Raw genomic sequence first — 19,715 nt, 5'->3', positions numbered from 1 at the left:
CGAACGATCGCTCCGCCGATCACGCGCGCGGAGGGCTCGCCCGGGGCCGTCGCGTCAAGGCGAGCGCGACCAGTCCGAAGAGGAACGTCGCGAGATAGACGGCGAGCAGGACATCATACAGGTAGCGGATGTTGCCCCCGTAGTAGGTGATCCCGAAGAGGTAGTTCGCGAAGTCGGTCATCGAAGAGAATCCGACCTGGCTGTACGCGAAGATATCGCCGAGGAAGATCGCTGCCAGGAGGCCGGAGCCGATCACCCCGCCGATGAACGCGGCGCGGGAACGAACAACGAGCAGGAGCACCGCGCCGGCGATCTCCGCGACGGCGGTGACCAGCACGACGTACCAATGGAAGTAGTAGCCGCTCGAGACCGTGCCGAAGTTCGTCTGGAGATTCTTGTCGGTGGCCAGCATGACCACCGAGAGGGCGAACGCGAGGAAGAACGGGAGTGAGTAGAAGGCCGGATCTGCAAGTCGGTCCCGAATGCTCGTCATGCGATCGCTCCGAACGGTCGAGTGGTCGAGGGTGTCACTCTCTTTTTGGTCCAAACACGGAATTACTTGGTCCAAACCCGTTCGGCGAGTCGATGGCTTTAACCCGGGGGGGCCCCATCCTGCGTTCCATGGGTCTCGCCGAGCTGTTCGTCGCGATTCTGATCGTGGGAGTCTCTGCCATCAATGCCGGCGTCACCGTGGCGGCGTGGACCCGAGTGCGGGATGCGAGATTTCTCCTCATCGCCTCGGCGAACCTCGTCCTAGCGGCCCTCGGAGCGGTGTGGACGTGGGGGCAGTTACCGGTCGGCCCGCCGTCGTTCGCGGACGCCGCACTCCCCGTCCTCACGCTCGCGCTCCTCGCATCGCTTCTGTTTTTGGCGACCACGCTCTGGCCCCGCCGCCGCTAGCCGATGGAGGAGGACCCGCTCGCCCTCGAGACCCGAAGACGCATTTACGACGCGGTTCGGAGAACTCCGGGGCTGAGCGGACGGGAAGCCCAGCGAAAGGCCGGGACGGGTTGGGGCGAGACGGTCTATCACCTCGATCGACTTACCGGGTCGGGGTTGCTCCATCGCGAGCGCAGCGAGCGCCAGGACCATTACTTCGTGGCGAGCGTGCCGCTCGGCGACCGTCGCATCCTGCGTCTCATGCGATCGGCGTCGGCGCGCCGACTCCTCATCGCGCTGCTCAAGACTCCGCACCAGACCGTTCCCGATCTGAAGGTTCGAACTGGTTTGAGCGCCGGCCGCCTCTCGGTCCATCTGCGACGGCTCGTCGAAACCGGGGTCGTTCGACCCGGACGCGAAGGTCGCCTCCGAACGTTCGAGGTCACCGATGCGGCGGGTGTCGCGCGAATCCTCGTCACGTACCGGAGCGGGCCGGCGGACGAGTGGGTGGAACGGGCCTTCGAAACCTGGTCTGAGTTGTTTCGTCGATAGCGGTGCGCCTCTGAACCAATGGATTCCGTACTTGGACCAAAAAAGGGGTTACCTTGGGAGCGTCTCGCATCCTTCGCAATGATCGCAGATGGCAGGAGGAGCCGGGCCCGGGCCACCGCTCCCGTCGCCCTCGCGATGGCGGGGTTTGCGGTGACCCTCGCACTCATCGTTGCGATCTCTCCGCTCGCCGCCGCGCAAGGCGCCTCGGGACGGTGGACCCCGTCGACATCGCTCGGATGGAACAACGGACTCGTGGCGTGCGACTTCAACCTGACCAGCCCATCGGTCGCGGTCGCGGCGGTGGACGTCCCGCAGTCGGGCCTCTCCTCCGGTGTCGCGGGGATCGCCGAGGTCAGTCCGGCGGGCCAAGTGGTCGCCCTCGCCGACTGGGCAGGAGCTAACTGGACGCTCCGGAACGCGAGCACCCCGAGCGAGTTCGACCTCGCCTACACCGCCGATCTGGTGCTCGTGGTCCCCGGCGCACCCGCACCGCCGATCGGAACGACCGAGGTCCAAGTGGACTACATCCTCGCCGGAGGGGGCGACGCCTACGAAGGGAATGCGAGCTCGGTCGAGGCGCTTCTCCAAATCTCCAACTGGACCTGGCAGGCCTCGGGAGATCATCTCGTCGTGAACCTTCCCGTCTGGCCCGCATTCGCCTCCACCGAGCGTCTCGGCGCATCCGGCCCGGACGCGCTCGAGATCACAAGCTCGTCCACCGCGACCGGAGCCCTCCGGGAGTATCTGGTGCTCTCGGACAACGCCACCGCGGCCGGCGTCGGGGGCCGCACAGAGCCGGTCGGTGTCGTACCCCTCATCCGGCTGACTCCGAGCTTCGCGTCGGTCAACCTGACGATCGGCTCCGGGGCAGGAGAGTTTTCCTCCCTTCGGTACGCGGCCGTGATCGGGATTCCGGTTCCCTCATCCATCGCGGGCATCCCCCTCTACGAGCTTGTGGTCGTGGGGAGTCTCGCGGGAGTCGTCTCGGTTATCATCGCCGTCGGAGCGCGCCGAGTCCGGCAGCAACTCTCCGACAGCGAGTATGCGGAGGAGTAGCTCTGCCGCGATCGATTCTGTCGGCGGGACGGCTCGGAAGCGCCGACACTGAGCTCGTCGTGGCCCCCCTCGATTGGAGCGTGGTGACCGAATCGCGTGCGCGGCTTCCGGCAGATGTGGGGCCATCGCTCCGCTTGGGGCGAGAGTAACGTGTCGGTCTCGAGCGCACCTCGGCTGTCTGCCGGCTACAACCTTACGTACGAGGAGAAGTCGCCAACGAACCTCTCCGGGGGGATCGTCGCTTACAACGAGGAGCAGAACCTCGAGGGGGCCGTGCGCTCGCTACTCGACCAAGAACTGCCTTCGGACGTTCGGTGGAATGACCTGTGGATTGTCGCGAGCGGCTGCGCGGACCGGACCGTAGAGATCGCGGAGCGACTTGTGTCAGAGGATCGCCGGGTGCGCTTGATCACGGAGCCGGAACGCCGGGGAAAGGCCCGGGCCCTCCAAGAGGTGTTCCGGCGGGCCGAAGGGAATGCCCTTGTGCTGCTCAATGGCGATGCCCGAGCCGAGCCCGGAGCAATCGCGGAACTCGTACGGGTCGGGGCAGCACGGGCAGCTCCGTATGCGGTGATGGCGCGTCCGGTGGTCCCGGACGATGCGCCGGGGCGGTGGGCCCCCACGTTCCGATGGATGTGGGACCTCCACCACGAGTTCCATGCGGAGCTGCTCGCCCGCGGGGAGGGTCGCCATCTTTCCGACGAGCTGCTCCTCGTAAGTCTGCCGAGCGTGCCAGCCATCCCAGACGGGATTATCAACGACGGATCGTACCTCGCCGTCTGGCTGTCGCAGCATGCCGGGGGCGGGTGGTACGCGCCTGACGCCCGAGTTTCGATCCGGGTTCCCTCTGAGGTGCGCGACCATCTCCACCAGCGGCGACGAATCCACGTCGGCAATGCCCAGGTCTCCTCCGTATTGGGGGACGCCCCGGCGACGATTCCCCGCGAGTTCCTTCGCCACCCGGCGGCCACGGTCCGAGTGGTCCGAGGGATGATTGACCGCGAAGGGGGGCTTGGACACTTGGCCCGACTGGCGACGTGGGAACTCGCGGCCCATGGTCTGGCGGCGTGGGATCGGCTGCCGCCTCGACGGGACCACGTACGTTGGCGGCGCATTGGTTCCTCCACGCCCCCGCCGGGCGCCCAGGGCACGTCATCGTCGACCAGCTTCGATGGGGCGTCAGGCGCCACCCCAACGGAGCGCCGGGTGGCGTCGCTTCTTCTCGTCGCAGGCGAGTTCGGGACCGGCATCCCCCTTGAGAGACTCCAGCGGCTCCTCCCCGCCAACGGACCGGAGAGCGTCGACGCGCTCGAACGCTGGCTCCGAGAGCGACCGTGGCTCGCGCAGGTACGGAACGCGCAGGCATACGCGCCGACGACGCCCGTGAGTCCCACCGGAGACCGGGGCCCCCGCGCGTTCGAGTTTCGTCAGTTCGCCGACTCCCTTTGGCGCGGGCCACTCTCCTTCAGTAGGGATCTCGTCCGCTGCATCGGTATCACGGGCTCGGTGGCGTTCGATGAGCCGCTCCCGGACGACGACCTCGATCTGTTCGTCGTGACCCGGTCCGGCGCGCTCTGGTGGTTCCTTGCTCGGGCGTACTTCTCGCTGTTCCTCTCGCGGCGACGACCGGCTCCCCTCCGAGGCCCGACCCCGTGCCTCAACTACGTGCTCGAAGATCGCGCGGTGTCTCCCGAGTTCGCGCGACCGCGCGATCTGCTCTTTGCCCGTGAGGCTCTGAGCGTCCACGTGCTCCATGGGGAGGAGTACTATCGTGGAGTGTTGGCCTCCGCCGGGTGGATGCGCGCCGAGCTCCCCTATCTCTACGACTCGCGGACCCGATCGCCGGGCGGCATCGCGACTCAACGAGCCCCAACGGGGATCCGAATGCTGAATGCGATCGCATATCCCCTCCTCGCGACGTACCTGCAGCTCGCGGGCCTCGTCCGGAACGCGCACGCCCGTCGTCGAGGGACTTCGGAGGACGAATTCCGCACCGAAACAGGTGGGCAGCGCCTCGTTTTTGCATCCCGTCGATTCGAGCAACTGCGAAGGCAGTATTCGGAGAACGGGCACGCGAAGACGGGCCGAGAAGGGAGGGGAGCGTCGCCGCATGTACCGGCGGTTCGATGAGGGGCACCCTGGCCGGCGCGGCCGCCACCGGAGACGAGCGGACCGGCTCGCCGACGGTTCGTCTAGCAAGGCCCCGTCGCAATCATTCTCCTCACCGTCGCTAGCCCCGGTTCGCCCTGGGGTGAGCGAGCTAGACCAGATGCGCACCTTCCTCGGCGAGCTGCCCGATCATATCGAGCCCGGATTCCGCGAAGGAGCATGCCTGTCAGGCTCGGCCCTTCGCATCCCTCGGGCCCCGGTGATCATCGTCGGCATGGGGGGATCCGCTACTGCAGGGGAGCTTGCGAGCGTCGTCCTCGGCGGAGAGGGAGGCTTGCCGATCCGGGTGGTCCGAGGCCCCTCGCTTCCTCCCGAGCATGGCCCCGGCTCGGTTGTGATCCTCTCGAGTCATTCAGGAGAGACCTGGGAGGTACTGCGCGCGTACGAGGAGGCCGGACGGCGCGGCGCGTGTCGTATCGTCTTCACAGCCGGGGGCCAACTGCACGAACGCGCGGACCGAGAGGGAGTCCCGATCTTTCGGCTCGCTCCCGATCGGCCCCCGCGGACCACCGTCGGGTCCGCCCTAGGGGGGCTCCTCGGACTGTTCGATTCCTGGCTGGCCGTATCGAATGCGGATCGGATCGCCGGCACGGTTCGGCGGATCCACAGGATGCGGAGTCGGTACGCGAGTCCTCGGGGTCCGGCCGCAGCTCTCGCTGAGGCTCTCGGGCGAAGGACCCCGATCATCTACGCCGAGGCCGGTCTCCTGCCGATCGCCCGCCGCTGGAAAACGGGGGTGGAAGAGAATGCCAAGCGCCTCGCGATGTTAGATGAGCTTCCCGGTGCGTTTCACAACGCGATTGCCGGCTGGGATGCGCTCCCGAGTTCCGACGCCAATCGGTGGGGCGTTATCCTTCTGACTTGTGCGCAGACATTGCGACCGGTCGCTCAGGGGTGTGTCCACTTCGAGCGCTTGGTGCGCCGGCGGGCGGCGTTCGCCCGGGTCGTTCGACTCCCTGGGAACGATTCGCTGGAGTACACGCTCGGGGGCGTCGTTCTCGGCGACTTCTTCAGCCTCTTCCTTGCCGACCGCCTCCGATCGGCTCCTTTGGAGACCGGAGCGATCGACCGTTTCAAAGCGAGCCTTGGGTATGCGGACCAGGTACCACCGGCACGTACGAGGGCCCACCCGCTTGATCCGATTCCGGCATCGACTGCTTGAAGCGGAACGAGGGTGCAACCCCGGCCCTCCGAGTGGCATTTCGCGTAGGCGAGGGTGAGTGGACCGGCTCGGAGCCGGGAGGTCGTCGGTTCAAGTCCGCGTGGACCCAAACAAACCGACTACCCGCGGCGAGCATCGGACTCGCGGAGCCGACTTCGAGCGGCTGGGTTGGTCCCGGGGGACGGATCTCCCGTCGCCCCGGGGAAACGGTTCGCCGCCTTCGGTGGAGGACCGAAGTGGGTTCGTCGGCACGTTTCAGTCAGGGAGTTAGCGATCTCTTGCACCGAGTAGGCCGGTCGGATGAGCGTCGAAAAGGGCCGGGCTCTCGTCAGTCGGTGAGTACTACTACGAACCACTTTCCTGACGACTGACGCGAATGGCCACGGATCAGTGTAGTGGTCCGTAGTCTCCTCCGATGCCGATCTGCACGATCGAACTTCTGCGGGCCACCGCGCGACCTCTCGGTCCTCCGCGCACTTCGTCCGGTTGGCGCGGTCGCTCGTCACTCCCAAGGTGCTGAAACAGCGGGTCTCGCCCGTCTCCTCGTCGCCCTTTTCCTTGAACACCACGCGCGACTCGGAACCGCGTTAGCGAGCCACCGCGCATGCGTGGTCGTGGCCTCCGGCCGGTTCGCGCGGAACGGCGCGCGTTTCGCTCGGGTGGGCTAAAGTTCGGCGAAGGGGTTCGCGGCATCGAACTCGGAGGCGCGTTGCGCGCTCGTTGTGGTCATCGACGCGGAGCGAGCGCGCAGGCCTCAGGCCGAGCGGTGCCAGCGAGGACCGAGGCCGGGCCCTCTTGATGTTCGCGCGGGCGGCAGTCGCTGCGCGGACTTCAAGAAGGGACCGCGTGGTCGATGAGAGGAGCGCGATGAGTGCAGGAGCAGGGAACCACTGACTCGAAGGCGGCGAGGTACGTGACCTACGTGTGGGCTCGGGTGGACCTTGGGTGAAGGGCGGAGTGAGCGTTCTCTTCCGCATCGGTTCCGAAGAGCCCCTTCGCCTTCGCGGCTCGGTCAATGGCTCTCGAGCCCGCGGGCGTGAAGGACGATTCCCCGCACCGCCCGCAGATGCGGACCTCGAACGCCCCGAGGTTGACCCCGCGGAAGGTGAATGCCTCCTTCCCACGGAGGATGGGCCCCCCCGCACTCGGGGCAGACTTTGTCGCGAACCGCCTTCCTCATCCGAGCCGGCGAAGCCTACGCCGGGGCCTTCAGACCCCTGGCGGGCGTCACCGGGTGAGGCACTTCGAGGCTGGCTGCTCCATGTCCGAACAGTCCCTTGGCCCGCGCCACCTTCTTCAAAACGCTGTAGGTCTCGGGTGGTGTCAGAACCTCCCCGCACTTGGAACAGACCCAGAACGGGTAGTTGCCGAAGAAGACACGCTCCATGGAAAACGGACGAACCTCTTCCAGCAGGACACCCCCGCACTCGGGGCATGACTTCCCCTGGAGACGCTTCCCTTTCGCGCTCATCGTCGGTCCTCCGGAAAGCCGGTCGAGACCTTAAGGGTACACCGGCCCGCGCGGACCTTCAGATGCCATCGCCCGTACGCAACGTCGAACCGGTTCTCGCCCTCGGGCCGCCAGGAACCCTCCCGGACCGCTCTTTCCAGGTCGGTCCAAGCAAGACCCCGTTTGAGGAGCTGCCTCGTCGCGTGCAGGTCGGGAGCCAGATCGCAATCCATTCTGGGATTAACCATCCGTCCACCCTCGACAACTGAGGGGGGACGGTTGGTCCCGTATGGTCCCTTCGGTCGGTGGGATCCCGGGTGGCAGTCGCCTTTTCGAGACTCGCGCCGGCGTCTTCTGGAGGGTGGCTCGCACCGTTCCACACCACCGCCTCGTCGCCCGCGCGATTCGAACCGGGTCCGATCGGATTCACCGCGAAGCGCCGCCGAGCAACGATACTGCCTCCAGGTCCCGGAGAACGATGTCCTCATGAGAGTCGGGGCAGAAGGAGTGGATTTCGTTGCGGGCCGGGTCAAGGGTCAGCGTCCCGGCCCCCCGAGCCGTCGTCACCGTCTCGAGGAGTCGGCACGGGGCGAGCCCGAATACGTGGATCACGCCGGGATCTTCGACCGCGCAGTAGAGGTGGTGTCGCTTGAGATTGAGCCAGAGGACGTCCGGAGCGCCCGCGAGGGCGCCGACGCGTTCTGCCCGCCCCGAAGGGAGTTCCACGGTCACGAGTACACCTTCGTCGCAGGCACAGTACAGGAGCGTCCCCCCGGGGTCCTGTTCCAGTCCATGGGGACCCTTCGCGGGGACGCGGATGAGACGGCCCAACCGACCGGTGTCGGAGGCTTTGACCTCGGCGATGGTGGGAGGGTCGGCGATGTTTACATAGAACGAGTCAGTCGCGGGGTGATAGGTCGCCCACCGGGTTCTCCCTGGAGCGAGAAGCTGGTCGATCACCCTCCCACGGGCCGTGTCCACGAAGGTGAGGGTCGGTGGGGCCCCGGGGATTTCCGGGTTCCCGACCCCTGCCACCAAGAGAACTCCCCGGCCCGGGTCGAAGGCCATCCCATTGGGCCGAGAGCCGGTCGGAACCCGGAAGGTTTCCTTCGTCGTGTCCAAATCGATGATGCTAACGGTATCCTCTGCTCGATTCGAGGTGAACAGCCGGCGCTCGTTCTCGGCCACCCACACACCGGCGACCCCCGCCAGATTCGGAATGGATTGGAGGAACCTCCGGCCCTCGAGATCCACCACGTCCACGGCGTCGTTGGAGGTATGGGCGACGTACAGTCGGGACGTCCGACTGTCTACGGCGGCGTGGTCGAATCCTCCCTCGGGAGGGTGCCCGGGCAAGGCGATGCGCGCGACCCGGGCCAGGCTCATGCCGGCAACCTCACTCCGAAGGTGCTTTCCTTTGCTGGGATCATTTGCGGATCCGTTCGGTTGTCGGTCGCAGGGAAGCTACGCGAGTCGGTCGTAGAGCGAGTGGGGTGGCTAGGAAGATCCACGCGTGACCTCCCCAATTCTCGATGTCGTGCGCTATGTCGGCGACTCGCAGGCGATTCAACGGTGAGTCGGGCAGGACGAAGAGAGCACGATGCAGCGGGACTGCTCCGATTCGGCGAAGACGTCGCCAGACGGAGACCCGATAGCGACTGGGCTCCACCGGAATCTGGTACCCAAGAAGCAGCGAGCGCTCTCGTGTCGACGGAGGCCGAGTCAATGTTCCTGATCCCCGCGGTAGTACTGGTAGAGCCCTTCGAACACCGGCTCGGCCTTGAGAAGAACTTGCCGGTCATCTGGCTCCGCCAGGAGGAGACCGTAAAGGATGATCTCAAGCCCACGTGACTCCGGAAGCCGAAAGGCAGCGAGGTCAATATCGCGAACGAGCTCAGCCATGCGGGCCAGAGCCCGGTCCTTCCGGGGGTACTTGGCCGGGCACTTGACCAACAGCGCGTCGAAAGTGACTCTCCCGCCACGGTGGCCCAGCTCGGCCGATGGGAGGTCGAAGGGCGTCGCCCCGCGGGGAGCCACCTCCTGCGGGCCCACGAACAGGAAGCTCGCCTTCGGATCCACGAACCGGCGAATGAACCACGCCGACGCGCACCGATCAACGTGCGGCCTCCGTTCGGTAGCCCACCGCATCTTCGGGTTACGTTCGAGGTAAGCCGGTCATCCTTTGGATCCCCTTCCAACTCATGCGACGGAGTGTTCGAGCTTCCCTTTCTCGCGGATCCTCCACTCGCAGTAAGCGTAGAGCGCATCGTATGCCGGTAACTGGAGCCGCAGGTTGTCGTGATCATCCTTCGCAATCTGGCGGAACCCGAGCGCCATCGCCTCGAGTCCCGCAGACTCCGGCCGCGGGTTCGCGAGCGACGCGTCGGCCCCTCGAACAATCTCTGCTAGATCCAGCAGGGCCGGGTCCGTGAGCTTGTACTTTCGAATGACGGCATCGAAGCTGACCCGTTCCTGCCCACTCTCCTCGTAGTGGTGGAGTTCCGCTCCCGGTGCATCGAACGGGACCGCCCCCTCCTCCTTGGCTACCTCGAATACTTTCTCCTTTGGGACGAACAAGAACTCGGCCTTGTTGTCCACGAACCGGCTGATGACCCAGGGGCAGGCGATACGGTCGACCTTGGCTTTCTCTCGCGTGACGAACTTCATGGTTTCTCCCAATGTCCCAGGGAATGAACGCACATAAGTGTAACGTACGTTACATTGGATGGTCCGTTACGACTCTCGCCGCTCGGCGGAATGGTCAGAGCTAGGACTTCGCGTAGACCTCTCGTGGGTATGCTCTGACCCCAACACGCTGACGCCTCACCCGCCTCCTCATCCCCCGCGTCCTCAAACACCACGCGCGACTCGAACCCCCCCCGCGTCCGCGACCCGTCCCGGGCGCGCCGGCGGGCCTGCCAGCGGGGCACGCTGGCGTAGCGTGGGACGGGAGCGGCTTGCGAGGACGCACGGCAGAGTTTGGCGAAGGGGTTCGCGGCGTCGGTCTCGGAGGCGTTGGCGTCGGTCCGAGGACCATCGTTCCTTCCTCGAGGTTTGGAGAATCTCAATCGTCGAAGCGACCACGTTAGAAGACCGCCGCTCCCGGCCGCTCTTTCGGCATCGCGACCGAGACGCCCAGGTCCCGGGACTCCGCGAGTTCGTACATCATCTCCGCCAGCATCAATTCCTCCCACGCGGCACCCGTATTGATGATGATCCGGGTGGACGTTTGGTCGCGGGTCGACCCGTCGGCTATTCCTTCACCGAGCGGACGGAGCTTGGCGCGTCGCGCGTCCGGCTCGAACAGACATCCCGGACCGCTCGCCTGCGCGACGCTGTCGGTCCAGATGCGGGTGGCCGAGTCCAAGAGCCGAACGTCGATCTCGGGACGTCGATAGGCACTGATGCTCAGGAGCAGCTTCGGCTGGGCGATCATCTCCGACGTGACGACCGTGTTCTCAGCCGAGGTCACGAGGACGATCGCCGGCACGCTCCGGACCACCTCGGCCGCGTCCTGGCCAAGCTCGACCCGAAGACCAAGGACACGGTCCGCCCACGCGCGGAACTCCTCTCGTCGAGCCAAGGTCGGGCTCCACGCGACCACACGGCTCGGTCGCAACGTGGAGGCGATGCAGGCGAGGGCGTTCCGGGCCTGGTCACCGGTTCCGATGAACCCGACCTCTTGCACGCCCGGCTCCGCGAGGTGGAGAGCTGCGGCCAAGGCCGCCCCGGTACGGAGATTCCCGACGAGACGGCCGACGAAGACGGCCCGAACGTCCATGCTCGAGTACCCATAGAGCGCCACCACCTGTTCTCCTCGGTCGTATCCCTCGGCGTTGTAGGCGTAGGAGCGGTAACCCAGCAGGTCTTCGGAAGGAATCGCGGCTCCCTGCCACGCCAGAAACACCCCGCGGGCCTCGAAGCGGCTCCGGGGGAACGGCACGACATCTCCCCGGGCGTCGGCTCGGTACCCCGCCTCCATGCGCTCGACCACCTTGGGGAGGTCCACCAGCTCTTGGAGATCGAGGTCCCGAAGGATCCGCATAGCGATCGCCCGCCCTGACCAGGGCAGGTCGTGATAATGGGCTTGCGGGTTCCGCGGCCTCGACGGCGTTTCACGCGGTCATCGACGCGAAGCGAGCGCGCAGGGCTCGCGTCGAGCGGTGCGAGCGAGGACCGAGGCCGGGGCCGCATTATGCCCGCCGAGCGGAGCGAGGGGACGGTCGTGTCTCACGCGACCGCGGGCTTAATGTGGGGAGCGCGCGCCGGTCTCAGCCGGGCTTGTGTGCTGTCTCGTAGGTCTGTCGGCAACTGTCCGAGCAGAAATAAACGACCTTTCCCCCGTACGACCCTTGGGCGGCTGCCTTGGCGCTCTCAATCGACATTCCACAGACCGGGTCCTTCACTTTCGTCATGCTAACGTCGCCGACGATGATTATCCATTAGAGTACTTAGCCACCTCCGTCCGTTGGGGCTGTAACGTTGTCGGGGCTTCTGGCTCCCTTGCTTCTCAGTCCGTGCGTGGAAAAGCCCCGAAGAGTCACACAACCCCGTCCGTTTCCCCCCTCAGGTTCAGCTAATATCGTTCCGACCCTCGTAGGCGTTCGATGGCCCACGGGCACGTGCATCAAGGCCCTCGGGAGCGCACAGGAGCAGGACTCCTGGCTGTGGACTTCGCCAACTCGGTCGCCTGTCCAAGTTGTCGCGTCGCAGACGCCCTCTCGTCAATCGAAGAGTTCAATCGATGGATACAGGCGCGGCCGAACCTGTCGATCAGTAAAGCCGGACGTAAGGATATCGGGTCCTTGCGTCAGTTCCGGGCAGACATCCGGGTGTTGCTTGGTGCCTGCGTTGGCCGCACCTCGCCGCCCGCATCTTCGCTTGCCCGAGTGAACTCGACTCGGCAACGAGCCACAGGGCGGAACGATCTAATGTGGCACCGGGGGCGATGGATGGTCATGGAGAGGAGTACGAGGAGGTCCGCAGCTGACGGGATCGCCGGGGCTGTGGCCCAATCGGTGACTGACCTTTTGACAAGCCCCGGGCGGGCGACGTTGAGGGCGTGCCGGGGCCCCGGATGCAACCATTTCATCCTAGCCCGGACTCGCCAGCAAATCTGGTGCTCCCCGACGGGGTGTGGGAACCGGGTTCGAGCTGCCCGCCACTACCGGAGGGTGATGGGCCGGAGGTCCACACCTCGCCGGAAGACTCGCCACAGCAGACCCTAACGGAGTTTGACCCACCTCGCTGAGCTTTCCCGACGAGGTCGATCCTGTTCGTCATCAGGTCGGGACAGATCCATTGATACTGAGGGGCCGTACCGCACGCCCCGCGGGGGTATCGAGTCTAACCTTCCGGAGCGACAGAGAGTTGAGCACGACCGTCGTCGAGGAAAGAGCCATCGCGATGGCCGCGGCGATGGGGAGTGTTTGGAAGACCCCCAGGCCCAAGACCGGCACCAGCGCTCCCATAGCGAGCGGAAGTAGAGCCGCGTTGTATCCGATCGCCCAGGTCAGGTTCCCTCGGACCTTCCGAACCGTTCGACGACCGATGCGGAGGGCCAGCGCCACTCCTCGAAAGTCGGACCGTATCAGGATCACCCCTCCGGCCTCGCGGGCGACGTCCGTTCCCGACCCGATCGCGATACCGAGGTCGGCTTCTGCGAGAGCGGGGGCGTCGTTGATCCCGTCGCCAACGTACGCGACCTTTCGACCGGCCTTTCGGAGTTCACGGATGAGGGCGAGCTTTGCTCCCGGAGTCATCGACGCGTGGACCTCGGCGATTCCGGCCTCTAGCGCTACCGTCTGAGCCGCCGATGGGTGGTCCCCCGTGACCATCACGACCGAGATGCCGTCCGCCGCAAGCGTCTGGATTGCCTCGTGGACCCCGGGCGCCACTTCGTCGAAGAATCCGAGCAGGCCGATTGGTGTCGAGTCTCGGAGGACCACCGACCATCCCCTACCCTCGGAGGTCAGCCGGTCGATCGCCGTTTGGAGCTCGTTGAGCCTCGCCCCATCCTCGAGGGCCGCACGTTCGTTCAGAACCGCCACCTCAGCTCCGGCGACCCGCCCACGTATCCCCCTACCGGGGTCAGCCCGGATTGCGTCCGCCGCAGGGAGCTGGAGATCACGTGCCTCGGCAGCCCGGACGACCGCTCTTGCGAGAGGGTGTTCCGAGCCGGACTCGAGTGCAGCCGCCAACGAGAGAAGCTCCTGCTCGGTAGTCCCGGGCGTAGTGATTGTGTCGGTTAGGATCGGCTCGCCCCGGGTCAACGTACCCGTCTTATCGGTGAGTACAACGTCCACCCGACTCGCCTGTTCGAGGGAGTCCCGTCCCTTGAACAGGATGCCTTCCTCTGCCGCTCGCGCTGTGCCCGCGACAATCGCAGCGGGGGTCGCGATTCCGAAAGCGCACGGGCATGCGATAATCACGACCGAGACGAAGACGAGGAGGGCGACCGTGAATCCCACACCGAGCAGCGCCCAGGCCAGGGAGGCGCCGATCGCGAGGAGGAGGACGAGGGGGACGAACACTGTGGCGATCCGGTCGGCCTGTTGCTGGAGCGGAACCCGACTGGTCTCCGCTTCGGTCATAAGCCGGCCGATCTGGGCAAGCGCAGTGTCCTCACCCACTTTGGTGGCTTGCACCGTTAGAAGCCCCTCACCGTTGACCGAACCTGCGATGACCCCGGTTCCGGTGCTCTTCTCTACCGGCATGCTCTCGCCGGTCAACACCGCCTCATTGACCGAGGAACGCCCCTCGAGCACCGAACCATCCGTTGGAAATCGGGCGCCAGGTCGCACTCGGAATCGGTCGCCCACCTTGACCTCCGAGACGGGCACCTCGAACTCCTTCCCGCTTCGAAGAAGGAGCGCAGTGGTCGGGAGAAGCTCATTCAGCCGCCGGAGCGCGCCCCGGGCGCGTTCGCGCGTAAGGTGCTCGAGGTAGTTGCCGGTGAGGATCAGGGTTATGATGATCGCCGACGCGTCGAAATAGTACGCCGCGGGGAGACGGGCCGGCAGGACTAGAGCCGCGACGCTATACGCAAACGCGGCAGTCGTTCCGACGGCGATCAGAGTGTCCATGTTCCAATTGCGGCCCCGGATCGCGTCCCGGGTGCCGACGTAGAACTGCCAGCCGGGGTAGAACTGTACGATGCTCGCGAGGAGGAGCGCTACCCATGGCCAGGTGGGGAAGGGCTGCCCATAAGTCAGGAAAACGATGACGATTGAGGCTGGCCAACCGACAGCGAGTTTGGTCCGAAGACGGGCCATCTCACGTTCCGGCTGAGCGAACTCCTGAAAGCACCGGTTCGAGCAGAAGGAGTAGGTGCGGTTGTCACGGACGAGCTTGAGGGTGGCCGACCTCTCATCGACAAACATACCGCAGACGGGGTCGGTCGCCAAGGCCGGTGTTCAGCTTCCCGACCGAGGAGGAGCGTCCCGGACCCACGGCCCCCGGATCTCGGCAATCCGGCTCCAACCCGGCCATCGGCGCTCGAGCAGCCGGTCCAGGGAGTATCGGGACGGGCCATACGTCGCGTTGACGATCATGAGGAGGAGGAACACGAAGGCGTAGACGATTCCCGTCCCGATGTCGGTGGAACTGGGACCGTAGGGGCCACCGAATCCTTCAGGGACCGCCCAGATGAACAGGCTCAGGAGTATGCCGCCTCCGTAGGCGACCTTGCGAGCGAATCCGAGGAGAAGCGCGGCAGCCAAGGCGATCTCTAACACCCCAGTGAGGTAGACCCAGAACGTCGGGTTCTGCGCCGCCTGACCGGCCCAGAAGGAGAACCAACCCTGTAACCACGCGGGCTGGCCGTTGCCCGCGGATTGAACCATCGAGGAGAACGAATCGGGTACCCCACTCCCGAACTTCAGGACGCCGTCAATCCCCCAGACGGCGCCAAATAGGACACGCATCCCTGTCTTGAGGCGCTCTCGATTACGGTAGATCCACGAGTCCAGTCGTTCGTGGGAAGCTGATACAACCGCCATCGAATGCATTTACCTCCGTACGCTCTGGATGAAAGCGGGTTTCAGTGAATCGCTTGCAGGTCGTTGAGAACCTGACGGTACTGTTCCGACGTGATTTCCCCGCGGGCGTAGCGCATCCGGACCTCGGAAAGGGAATCGGGAGGGGAGGCCATCAAGACGACCTGAGGTTGCGAGGAGGAGGGCCGGAGGAGTAAGGCGATCAGCAAGACGAGGAGAATCAGGGGTATCGCCATCATCAACGCGCCCACTACCCACATCCAACCCCAGCCGCCGTCCCCACCCATCATCCAGCCATAGCCGCTGGTGTTAGCCGACGCAGCCCATGCCGCAGTTACTACGACGAAGACAACGGCGACGAGGATTATCGCTACCAGGGGAAGCAGCCACCGGCGTTTGTCGCTCGGCGCAACCGAAGATGGGGCGTGGCTCTGCATGAAGGCCTCTAATGGGGTAATGTGACAAACCACATTATAAAGGCCGCCCGTCGAATGAGATTGACCAACGGCTTATATCCGAACGGTACTACACACTCGATGGTAGCTCGAGGTCGGCGAATGCCAGAGCAGAACTGCGGGCACAGATGCTCTCTCTAGCATCGACTTGTGCCGTACATCGGTGGGCTCAACCACACGCCTTTGTCGGACAAGCACGCGCATCGCTCCACGCCTCATTTCAACAAGATGACGGACAAGAAAGCGAGAAGGGTCGCGAGAGCACTACAAGCTTGAACGGGTCCTATCCGAGCGCACTTACATGACGGACTGGCAACGAGTCGAGAAGCTTCATGCCCGGGGGGCAACCTGGGACAAGGTGGCCCGCGACCGGAAAGTAGGATTCCACGCCCCGGGGGACGCAGACCCTGCCGGAGCGTTGAGAGCCCTCTACTACCGGCGTCAAGCCAAGATTGATCGAAAGCCGAAGCAGCTCCCGCCGGTGGACGAGCGGCGGCATCGCGCTCCGGGGTCGCGGCAGATAGTCGTCCTCGTAACGATCCTGGTGGCCTTCGCTCTCGTTGTCGTGTACGTCGTTCAGTACGGACCCAACCTTGGCGCAAAGCCGACCGGGTGGGTGGGCCGCGATGCTCCCGACTTCAGTCTGGCCATTGCGAACGGTGGAGGGACGTTCACGCTGTCCGCCGAGTGGGGGCAATATAACGTTTTGCTCTTCTTCAATGAGGGGTTGGGCTGTTCGCCCTGCCTGCAGCAGATGATCTCGCTGGACGGAGATGCCGGCGCGTTCCAGCAGTTCCACGTCGTGGTTGTTCAGATCACGGGCGATTCTCTCTCCGACATGTCCACCTGGTCCCAGCAGAGCGGGGTCAGTCACACCATTGTACTCGCCGACCCAACCCTCGCCGTCTCAAACGCCTACGACACGACCGGGGCTGCGGTCAGCATGATGCCCGGAGCAGCGCCGGGGCACACGTTCCTTCTCGTGAACGAAACGGGCGTTGTGGTCTGGCGGGCCGACTTTGGACCGACCGACATGTCGGTCCCGGATTCCCAGATCCTTCAAGCGGTCCAGAACGCCCTGAGCGGCTGAGGGGATGGCCCTACGCAAGTAGTCCTGATCACCCAGGAAGGCTGCAATCCGTGTGTCCGGGTCAAGCGGATCCTGGGTGAAATCGCTCAAGTTGTACCCGACCTCTCGGTGCGAGAGGTGCGGTTCGATTCGGAAGAGGGAGTGAGGCTTGCCGAGGAGCACTCCATTCTCTTCCCTCCGGGCGTTATCGGCGATGGCCGGCTTCTGGGTAAGGGGAAGATTCGCGAGGAAGATCTGCGCCGAGCGCTGGGTGCGTCGGTTCCCGTGAACCTCTGATGTCGGCGGCGCTATTCCTCGCCACGATTGTCGTCGCCTTCATCGCCGGGATAGTGGCGCTCGCCATGCCATGCTGCTTTACCGTCCTCCTCCCGTCCTACATGGCCAAGTCGTTCGACACGATGTCCGGTCGCCTGGGGATGACCGCCGTCTTCGGCGCCGGGATAGCGACGGTGCTCCTCCCGATCGCGATGGGTGTCTCGCTCCTAACGACGTTCATCACGGTGAACCACCCGTTGCTCTTCGTTATCGGAGGTTTCTTCATGGTTGTCTTGGGACTCCTCACGCTGTGGGGGGTTGCCCTTCTCCCGCCCATGCACCGCGGTGTGGATCTCAAGAGAAGCGACCTTCCTTCCGTCTACGCTCTCGGTGTCTTTGGGGGGGTGGCGAGTTCCTGTTGCGCCCCGGTGCTCGTGGGCGTCTTGGTGCTTACGGTGCTCTCCGGAACGATGCTGTCGGCTCTCGTCGTCGGCCTCGCGTACGTAATCGGGATGGTCTTTCCGCTGCTCGTAGTGGCTCTCGCCTGGGATCGGCGGGCCGTACCGACACCGAGGTTCCTTCGAGGCAGACTGGTTCGGCTGCGCCTCCTCGGTCACGAGACCGAGATCCACTCCTCGAAGCTCATCGCGGGTGGTCTGTTCCTCGGCATGGGTGTGTTCACGATTGTCTTGGGGGTATTGGACCGGATGCTCCTGACCCCGGGGTCCGACCTCTTCGGCATCTACCAATCGTCGATGGAAAGTGCGCTAATCGCCGCGTTCTCGAACCCGGGCTTCGTTCTGCTGGCCGCCGGAATCGCCGCCGCGATAGTTGCCCTTGTACTGCTTCGCGAGCTGCGGTCCCGGCGCCTCCGACGCGAGATCGCTTCCCCCTTATCCTTGGACAGCGCGTCGGCCGGGTGGCCTTCGGATCAACCCATCGCCTCCGAGGACGAAGACGACGCGCCCGGCGCAGCCGGCTTGACTCCCCCCCAGGATCACGGGCACCCTTAGGGGTGACTCGCGGCGAGAACCCCCAGCGGCCTAGCCAGTCGCGAGGAGACTCTCCCGTCCTCCGCGACTGCGATCTTGATGTGGAGCGCGCGCGATCGAGTGGGGACTGCGAGGAGCGCGCCCAGAGACGAGGGTGCCTCGTGAACTCGCCGACCGAGCCCGCGGCTTCATGTGGCGTGCCATCCTCGTCCTGCCGAGGATGCGGTACGGAACCGTAAGGCCGACGATGCGGTCCGAGGAAGGGAGCGGAAGACGGCTGGCACTCATCCGGCTCGCACGAACCTTCGTACCCGACATCGCCCAGGTCCACGGAGTCACCCGAGTCGCCTTGATCGGTTCGCTGACCACGACCAAGCAGGACCCGAAGGACATCGACCTCCTGATAACGGTGGAACCCATCGCTGACCTCGCGCCTCTTGCGTGTCACGCGAGACGGCTGATGGGGGCCGCTCAGTCTCTGGGGAAGGGTGCGGACGTCTTCTTGGCGGATCCGGATGGGAACTATCTCGGTCGGGTCTGCCAGTGGAAGGTCTGTCGGGCCGGCGTGCGTCTGCGATGCGATGCGCTCCACTGCGGGCAGCGCCCGCACCTCCATGATGATCTCGAAGCCGTCCGCCTACCGGTTGCGCTAATACGGTCCCCGCCCGTAATCTTGTGGCCCGAGGCCCGGTGCAACGAACCGGCTCCGGCGGACCTCGAGCAGGGACTCCTTCGCTCGCTTCCCGTAGCCTTCACTGTCCGACTGTAGGGAGGCGCGGGCGGAAAGCGAGTGGTTCGGTACGACCGTCAGGCGTGGGCCCTCGTGCCCCTGGGCTGCGGCACGGGAGGTTCGACCGTTCCCGGGCCCGCTCCCCACAGGCCTCGTTCCTTCGCTATCTTCTCGATGGCGAGCGAGGTTCTCTTGGGTACCAGCGTGTCGCCGCACTCGGAGCAGACATCGAACTCGAACTTACCGAAGGAGACACCTCGAGACGTGTAAGGACGGGTTTCACGTCGCAGCGCTCCCCCGCATACGGCGCACCGTTTCCCGTTCCCCTTCATGGTCCTCCCCGTCGCCACGCGGTGACCACCCGGATATTGCAGACCCCCACCATGACCTTTGCCATCCACCTCTTGTGGGTCACCACGAACGGGTTCGCGCCCTCCGAGGCCCAGCGACCCTCCCGGACGAGTCGTTCCAGCCTGGCGGTCGAGAGCTTCCGGTCGCGCATCTGTTCACTGGCGTGAAGTGTGGGTTCCACTTCACAGTCGGTCTTTGGGTTCACCATCGCCTGCCCCCACTCCGTCGACGGCGGGTGGGCTATACGTATTGCCGCCATGTTCCGTTGCTCCCGATTCCGCGCCTACTCGCGTCGATCACTGGGCCTACCAAACTAGGGTGCCCTAGTGCCGAAACCGGTAACCGAGTTTCACCTTTGGTGACTCTCCAGCGATAGTACTATCCCGGGGAGGGAGTATCCTCCTCCCCGATGCTTCGCGTCCGCGAGCTTCCGCTCTCTGACCTGCCTTCCCGCGGATTTAGGTAGCAGGTAGATACTCGCTCGCTCCGAGGGTGGCGAGGAGTTCCTTCTGCTCCTTGGTGAGACGGGTGCACCATTCCCGGACCGATTTCCCCGCCCCAAACCGTACCCACGAGA

20 protein-coding genes are annotated in these 19,715 nt (G+C 65.1%); 8 read left to right on the top strand and 12 right to left on the bottom strand.

Features of this window, described 5'->3' with window-relative positions:
- Nucleotides 1-19 precede the first annotated feature (19 nt).
- Entirely contained in the window at nucleotides 20-493 is a 474-nt protein-coding gene (locus tag VMV28_06835; protein ID HUZ80313.1) for a hypothetical protein, read from the bottom strand.
- Between the two features lie 128 nt (nucleotides 494-621).
- Between VMV28_06835 and VMV28_06830 the strand changes: the two genes are divergently transcribed.
- From VMV28_06830 to VMV28_06810, 5 genes are all read left to right on the top strand, one after another.
- Nucleotides 622-900, top strand: a complete 279-nt coding sequence (locus VMV28_06830; protein ID HUZ80312.1) for a hypothetical protein — start codon at nucleotides 622-624, stop codon at nucleotides 898-900.
- Nucleotides 901-903: 3 nt separating this feature from the next.
- Entirely contained in the window at nucleotides 904-1,431 is a 528-nt protein-coding gene (locus VMV28_06825; protein HUZ80311.1) for a winged helix-turn-helix transcriptional regulator, read from the top strand.
- 78 nt (nucleotides 1,432-1,509) lie between these two features.
- A complete protein-coding gene (locus VMV28_06820) occupies nucleotides 1,510-2,487 on the top strand; it encodes a hypothetical protein (GenBank protein HUZ80310.1) in 978 nt (325 codons plus the stop codon).
- A 150-nt stretch (nucleotides 2,488-2,637) separates the two neighbouring features.
- Entirely contained in the window at nucleotides 2,638-4,617 is a 1,980-nt protein-coding gene (locus VMV28_06815; protein HUZ80309.1) for a glycosyltransferase family 2 protein, read from the top strand.
- A gap of 121 nt (nucleotides 4,618-4,738) precedes the next feature.
- Entirely contained in the window at nucleotides 4,739-5,818 is a 1,080-nt protein-coding gene (locus VMV28_06810; protein ID HUZ80308.1) for an SIS domain-containing protein, read from the top strand.
- A gap of 1,195 nt (nucleotides 5,819-7,013) precedes the next feature.
- On the opposite strand, the gene VMV28_06805 is transcribed toward VMV28_06810, so the two are convergent.
- The 10 genes from VMV28_06805 to VMV28_06760 all read right to left on the bottom strand — a co-directional run bounded on the left by VMV28_06805 (nucleotide 7,014) and on the right by VMV28_06760 (nucleotide 15,702).
- Nucleotides 7,014-7,289: a hypothetical protein gene (locus tag VMV28_06805; GenBank protein HUZ80307.1), complete on the bottom strand. Its 276-nt coding sequence runs from the start codon at nucleotides 7,287-7,289 to the stop codon at nucleotides 7,014-7,016.
- 405 nt (nucleotides 7,290-7,694) lie between these two features.
- Nucleotides 7,695-8,654 carry a hypothetical protein gene (locus VMV28_06800; GenBank protein ID HUZ80306.1) on the bottom strand — a complete coding sequence of 320 codons (960 nt, stop codon included), beginning with the start codon at nucleotides 8,652-8,654 and terminating at the stop codon, nucleotides 7,695-7,697.
- A 40-nt stretch (nucleotides 8,655-8,694) separates the two neighbouring features.
- Nucleotides 8,695-8,937, bottom strand: coding sequence for a Chromate resistance protein ChrB (locus tag VMV28_06795; GenBank protein HUZ80305.1), 243 nt, complete (start codon nucleotides 8,935-8,937; stop codon nucleotides 8,695-8,697).
- 53 nt (nucleotides 8,938-8,990) lie between these two features.
- Complete coding sequence (locus tag VMV28_06790; protein ID HUZ80304.1) at nucleotides 8,991-9,416, bottom strand: chromate resistance protein ChrB domain-containing protein; 426 nt, start codon at nucleotides 9,414-9,416, stop codon at nucleotides 8,991-8,993.
- A 51-nt stretch (nucleotides 9,417-9,467) separates the two neighbouring features.
- The gene (locus VMV28_06785) at nucleotides 9,468-9,935 is read right to left on the bottom strand and encodes a chromate resistance protein ChrB domain-containing protein (GenBank protein HUZ80303.1); all 468 of its coding nucleotides are present in this window, start codon (nucleotides 9,933-9,935) and stop codon (nucleotides 9,468-9,470) included.
- A gap of 418 nt (nucleotides 9,936-10,353) precedes the next feature.
- On the bottom strand, nucleotides 10,354-11,313 hold the full coding sequence (locus tag VMV28_06780) for a hypothetical protein (GenBank protein HUZ80302.1): 960 nt from the start codon (nucleotides 11,311-11,313) through the stop codon (nucleotides 10,354-10,356).
- A 226-nt stretch (nucleotides 11,314-11,539) separates the two neighbouring features.
- On the bottom strand, nucleotides 11,540-11,683 hold the full coding sequence (locus VMV28_06775; protein HUZ80301.1) for a YHS domain-containing protein: 144 nt from the start codon (nucleotides 11,681-11,683) through the stop codon (nucleotides 11,540-11,542).
- Nucleotides 11,684-12,550: 867 nt separating this feature from the next.
- Entirely contained in the window at nucleotides 12,551-14,674 is a 2,124-nt protein-coding gene (locus VMV28_06770) for a heavy metal translocating P-type ATPase (GenBank protein ID HUZ80300.1), read from the bottom strand.
- A 9-nt stretch (nucleotides 14,675-14,683) separates the two neighbouring features.
- Entirely contained in the window at nucleotides 14,684-15,268 is a 585-nt protein-coding gene (locus tag VMV28_06765; GenBank protein ID HUZ80299.1) for a DoxX family protein, read from the bottom strand.
- Nucleotides 15,269-15,309: 41 nt separating this feature from the next.
- Complete coding sequence (locus VMV28_06760; protein HUZ80298.1) at nucleotides 15,310-15,702, bottom strand: hypothetical protein; 393 nt, start codon at nucleotides 15,700-15,702, stop codon at nucleotides 15,310-15,312.
- 319 nt (nucleotides 15,703-16,021) lie between these two features.
- Between VMV28_06760 and VMV28_06755 the strand changes: the two genes are divergently transcribed.
- The 3 genes from VMV28_06755 (at nucleotide 16,022) to VMV28_06745 (ending at nucleotide 18,826) form a co-directional block, all read left to right on the top strand.
- A complete protein-coding gene (locus tag VMV28_06755; protein ID HUZ80297.1) occupies nucleotides 16,022-16,810 on the top strand; it encodes a redoxin domain-containing protein in 789 nt (262 codons plus the stop codon).
- A gap of 275 nt (nucleotides 16,811-17,085) precedes the next feature.
- Nucleotides 17,086-18,078 (top strand): cytochrome c biogenesis protein CcdA, encoded by a 993-nt coding sequence (locus VMV28_06750; GenBank protein ID HUZ80296.1) that lies wholly within the window; start codon nucleotides 17,086-17,088, stop codon nucleotides 18,076-18,078.
- Nucleotides 18,079-18,247: 169 nt separating this feature from the next.
- Nucleotides 18,248-18,826 (top strand): hypothetical protein, encoded by a 579-nt coding sequence (locus VMV28_06745; GenBank protein ID HUZ80295.1) that lies wholly within the window; start codon nucleotides 18,248-18,250, stop codon nucleotides 18,824-18,826.
- A gap of 289 nt (nucleotides 18,827-19,115) precedes the next feature.
- On the opposite strand, the gene VMV28_06740 is transcribed toward VMV28_06745, so the two are convergent.
- Entirely contained in the window at nucleotides 19,116-19,397 is a 282-nt protein-coding gene (locus VMV28_06740; GenBank protein ID HUZ80294.1) for a DUF4258 domain-containing protein, read from the bottom strand.
- Nucleotides 19,398-19,715: the final 318 nt, after the last annotated feature.

It is taken from the genome of Thermoplasmata archaeon, assembly GCA_035532555.1.
Lineage (GTDB): Archaea > Thermoplasmatota > Thermoplasmata > Lutacidiplasmatales > UBA184 > Lutacidiplasma.
Note: the sequence above shows the minus strand (reverse complement) of the source record. Positions and strands in the feature narration are given on the sequence as shown.

What these genes read in the sequence shown, in the direction of transcription:
- VMV28_06805 (HUZ80307.1), bottom strand. Translation starts at nt 7,289, where the DNA reads ATGAGCGCGAAAGGGAAGCGTCTCCAGGGGAAGTCATGCCCCGAGTGC.
- VMV28_06825 (HUZ80311.1), top strand. Translation starts at nt 904, where the DNA reads ATGGAGGAGGACCCGCTCGCCCTCGAGACCCGAAGACGCATTTACGAC.
- VMV28_06830 (HUZ80312.1), top strand. Translation starts at nt 622, where the DNA reads ATGGGTCTCGCCGAGCTGTTCGTCGCGATTCTGATCGTGGGAGTCTCT.
- VMV28_06755 (HUZ80297.1), top strand. Translation starts at nt 16,022, where the DNA reads ATGACGGACTGGCAACGAGTCGAGAAGCTTCATGCCCGGGGGGCAACC.
- VMV28_06765 (HUZ80299.1), bottom strand. Translation starts at nt 15,268, where the DNA reads ATGGCGGTTGTATCAGCTTCCCACGAACGACTGGACTCGTGGATCTAC.
- VMV28_06760 (HUZ80298.1), bottom strand. Translation starts at nt 15,702, where the DNA reads ATGCAGAGCCACGCCCCATCTTCGGTTGCGCCGAGCGACAAACGCCGG.
- VMV28_06820 (HUZ80310.1), top strand. Translation starts at nt 1,510, where the DNA reads ATGATCGCAGATGGCAGGAGGAGCCGGGCCCGGGCCACCGCTCCCGTC.
- VMV28_06835 (HUZ80313.1), bottom strand. Translation starts at nt 493, where the DNA reads ATGACGAGCATTCGGGACCGACTTGCAGATCCGGCCTTCTACTCACTC.
- VMV28_06745 (HUZ80295.1), top strand. Translation starts at nt 18,248, where the DNA reads ATGTGGCGTGCCATCCTCGTCCTGCCGAGGATGCGGTACGGAACCGTA.
- VMV28_06775 (HUZ80301.1), bottom strand. Translation starts at nt 11,683, where the DNA reads ATGACGAAAGTGAAGGACCCGGTCTGTGGAATGTCGATTGAGAGCGCC.
- VMV28_06780 (HUZ80302.1), bottom strand. Translation starts at nt 11,313, where the DNA reads ATGCGGATCCTTCGGGACCTCGATCTCCAAGAGCTGGTGGACCTCCCC.
- VMV28_06790 (HUZ80304.1), bottom strand. Translation starts at nt 9,416, where the DNA reads ATGCGGTGGGCTACCGAACGGAGGCCGCACGTTGATCGGTGCGCGTCG.
- VMV28_06750 (HUZ80296.1), top strand. Translation starts at nt 17,086, where the DNA reads ATGTCGGCGGCGCTATTCCTCGCCACGATTGTCGTCGCCTTCATCGCC.
- VMV28_06740 (HUZ80294.1), bottom strand. Translation starts at nt 19,397, where the DNA reads ATGGCGGCAATACGTATAGCCCACCCGCCGTCGACGGAGTGGGGGCAG.
- VMV28_06785 (HUZ80303.1), bottom strand. Translation starts at nt 9,935, where the DNA reads ATGAAGTTCGTCACGCGAGAGAAAGCCAAGGTCGACCGTATCGCCTGC.
- VMV28_06800 (HUZ80306.1), bottom strand. Translation starts at nt 8,654, where the DNA reads ATGAGCCTGGCCCGGGTCGCGCGCATCGCCTTGCCCGGGCACCCTCCC.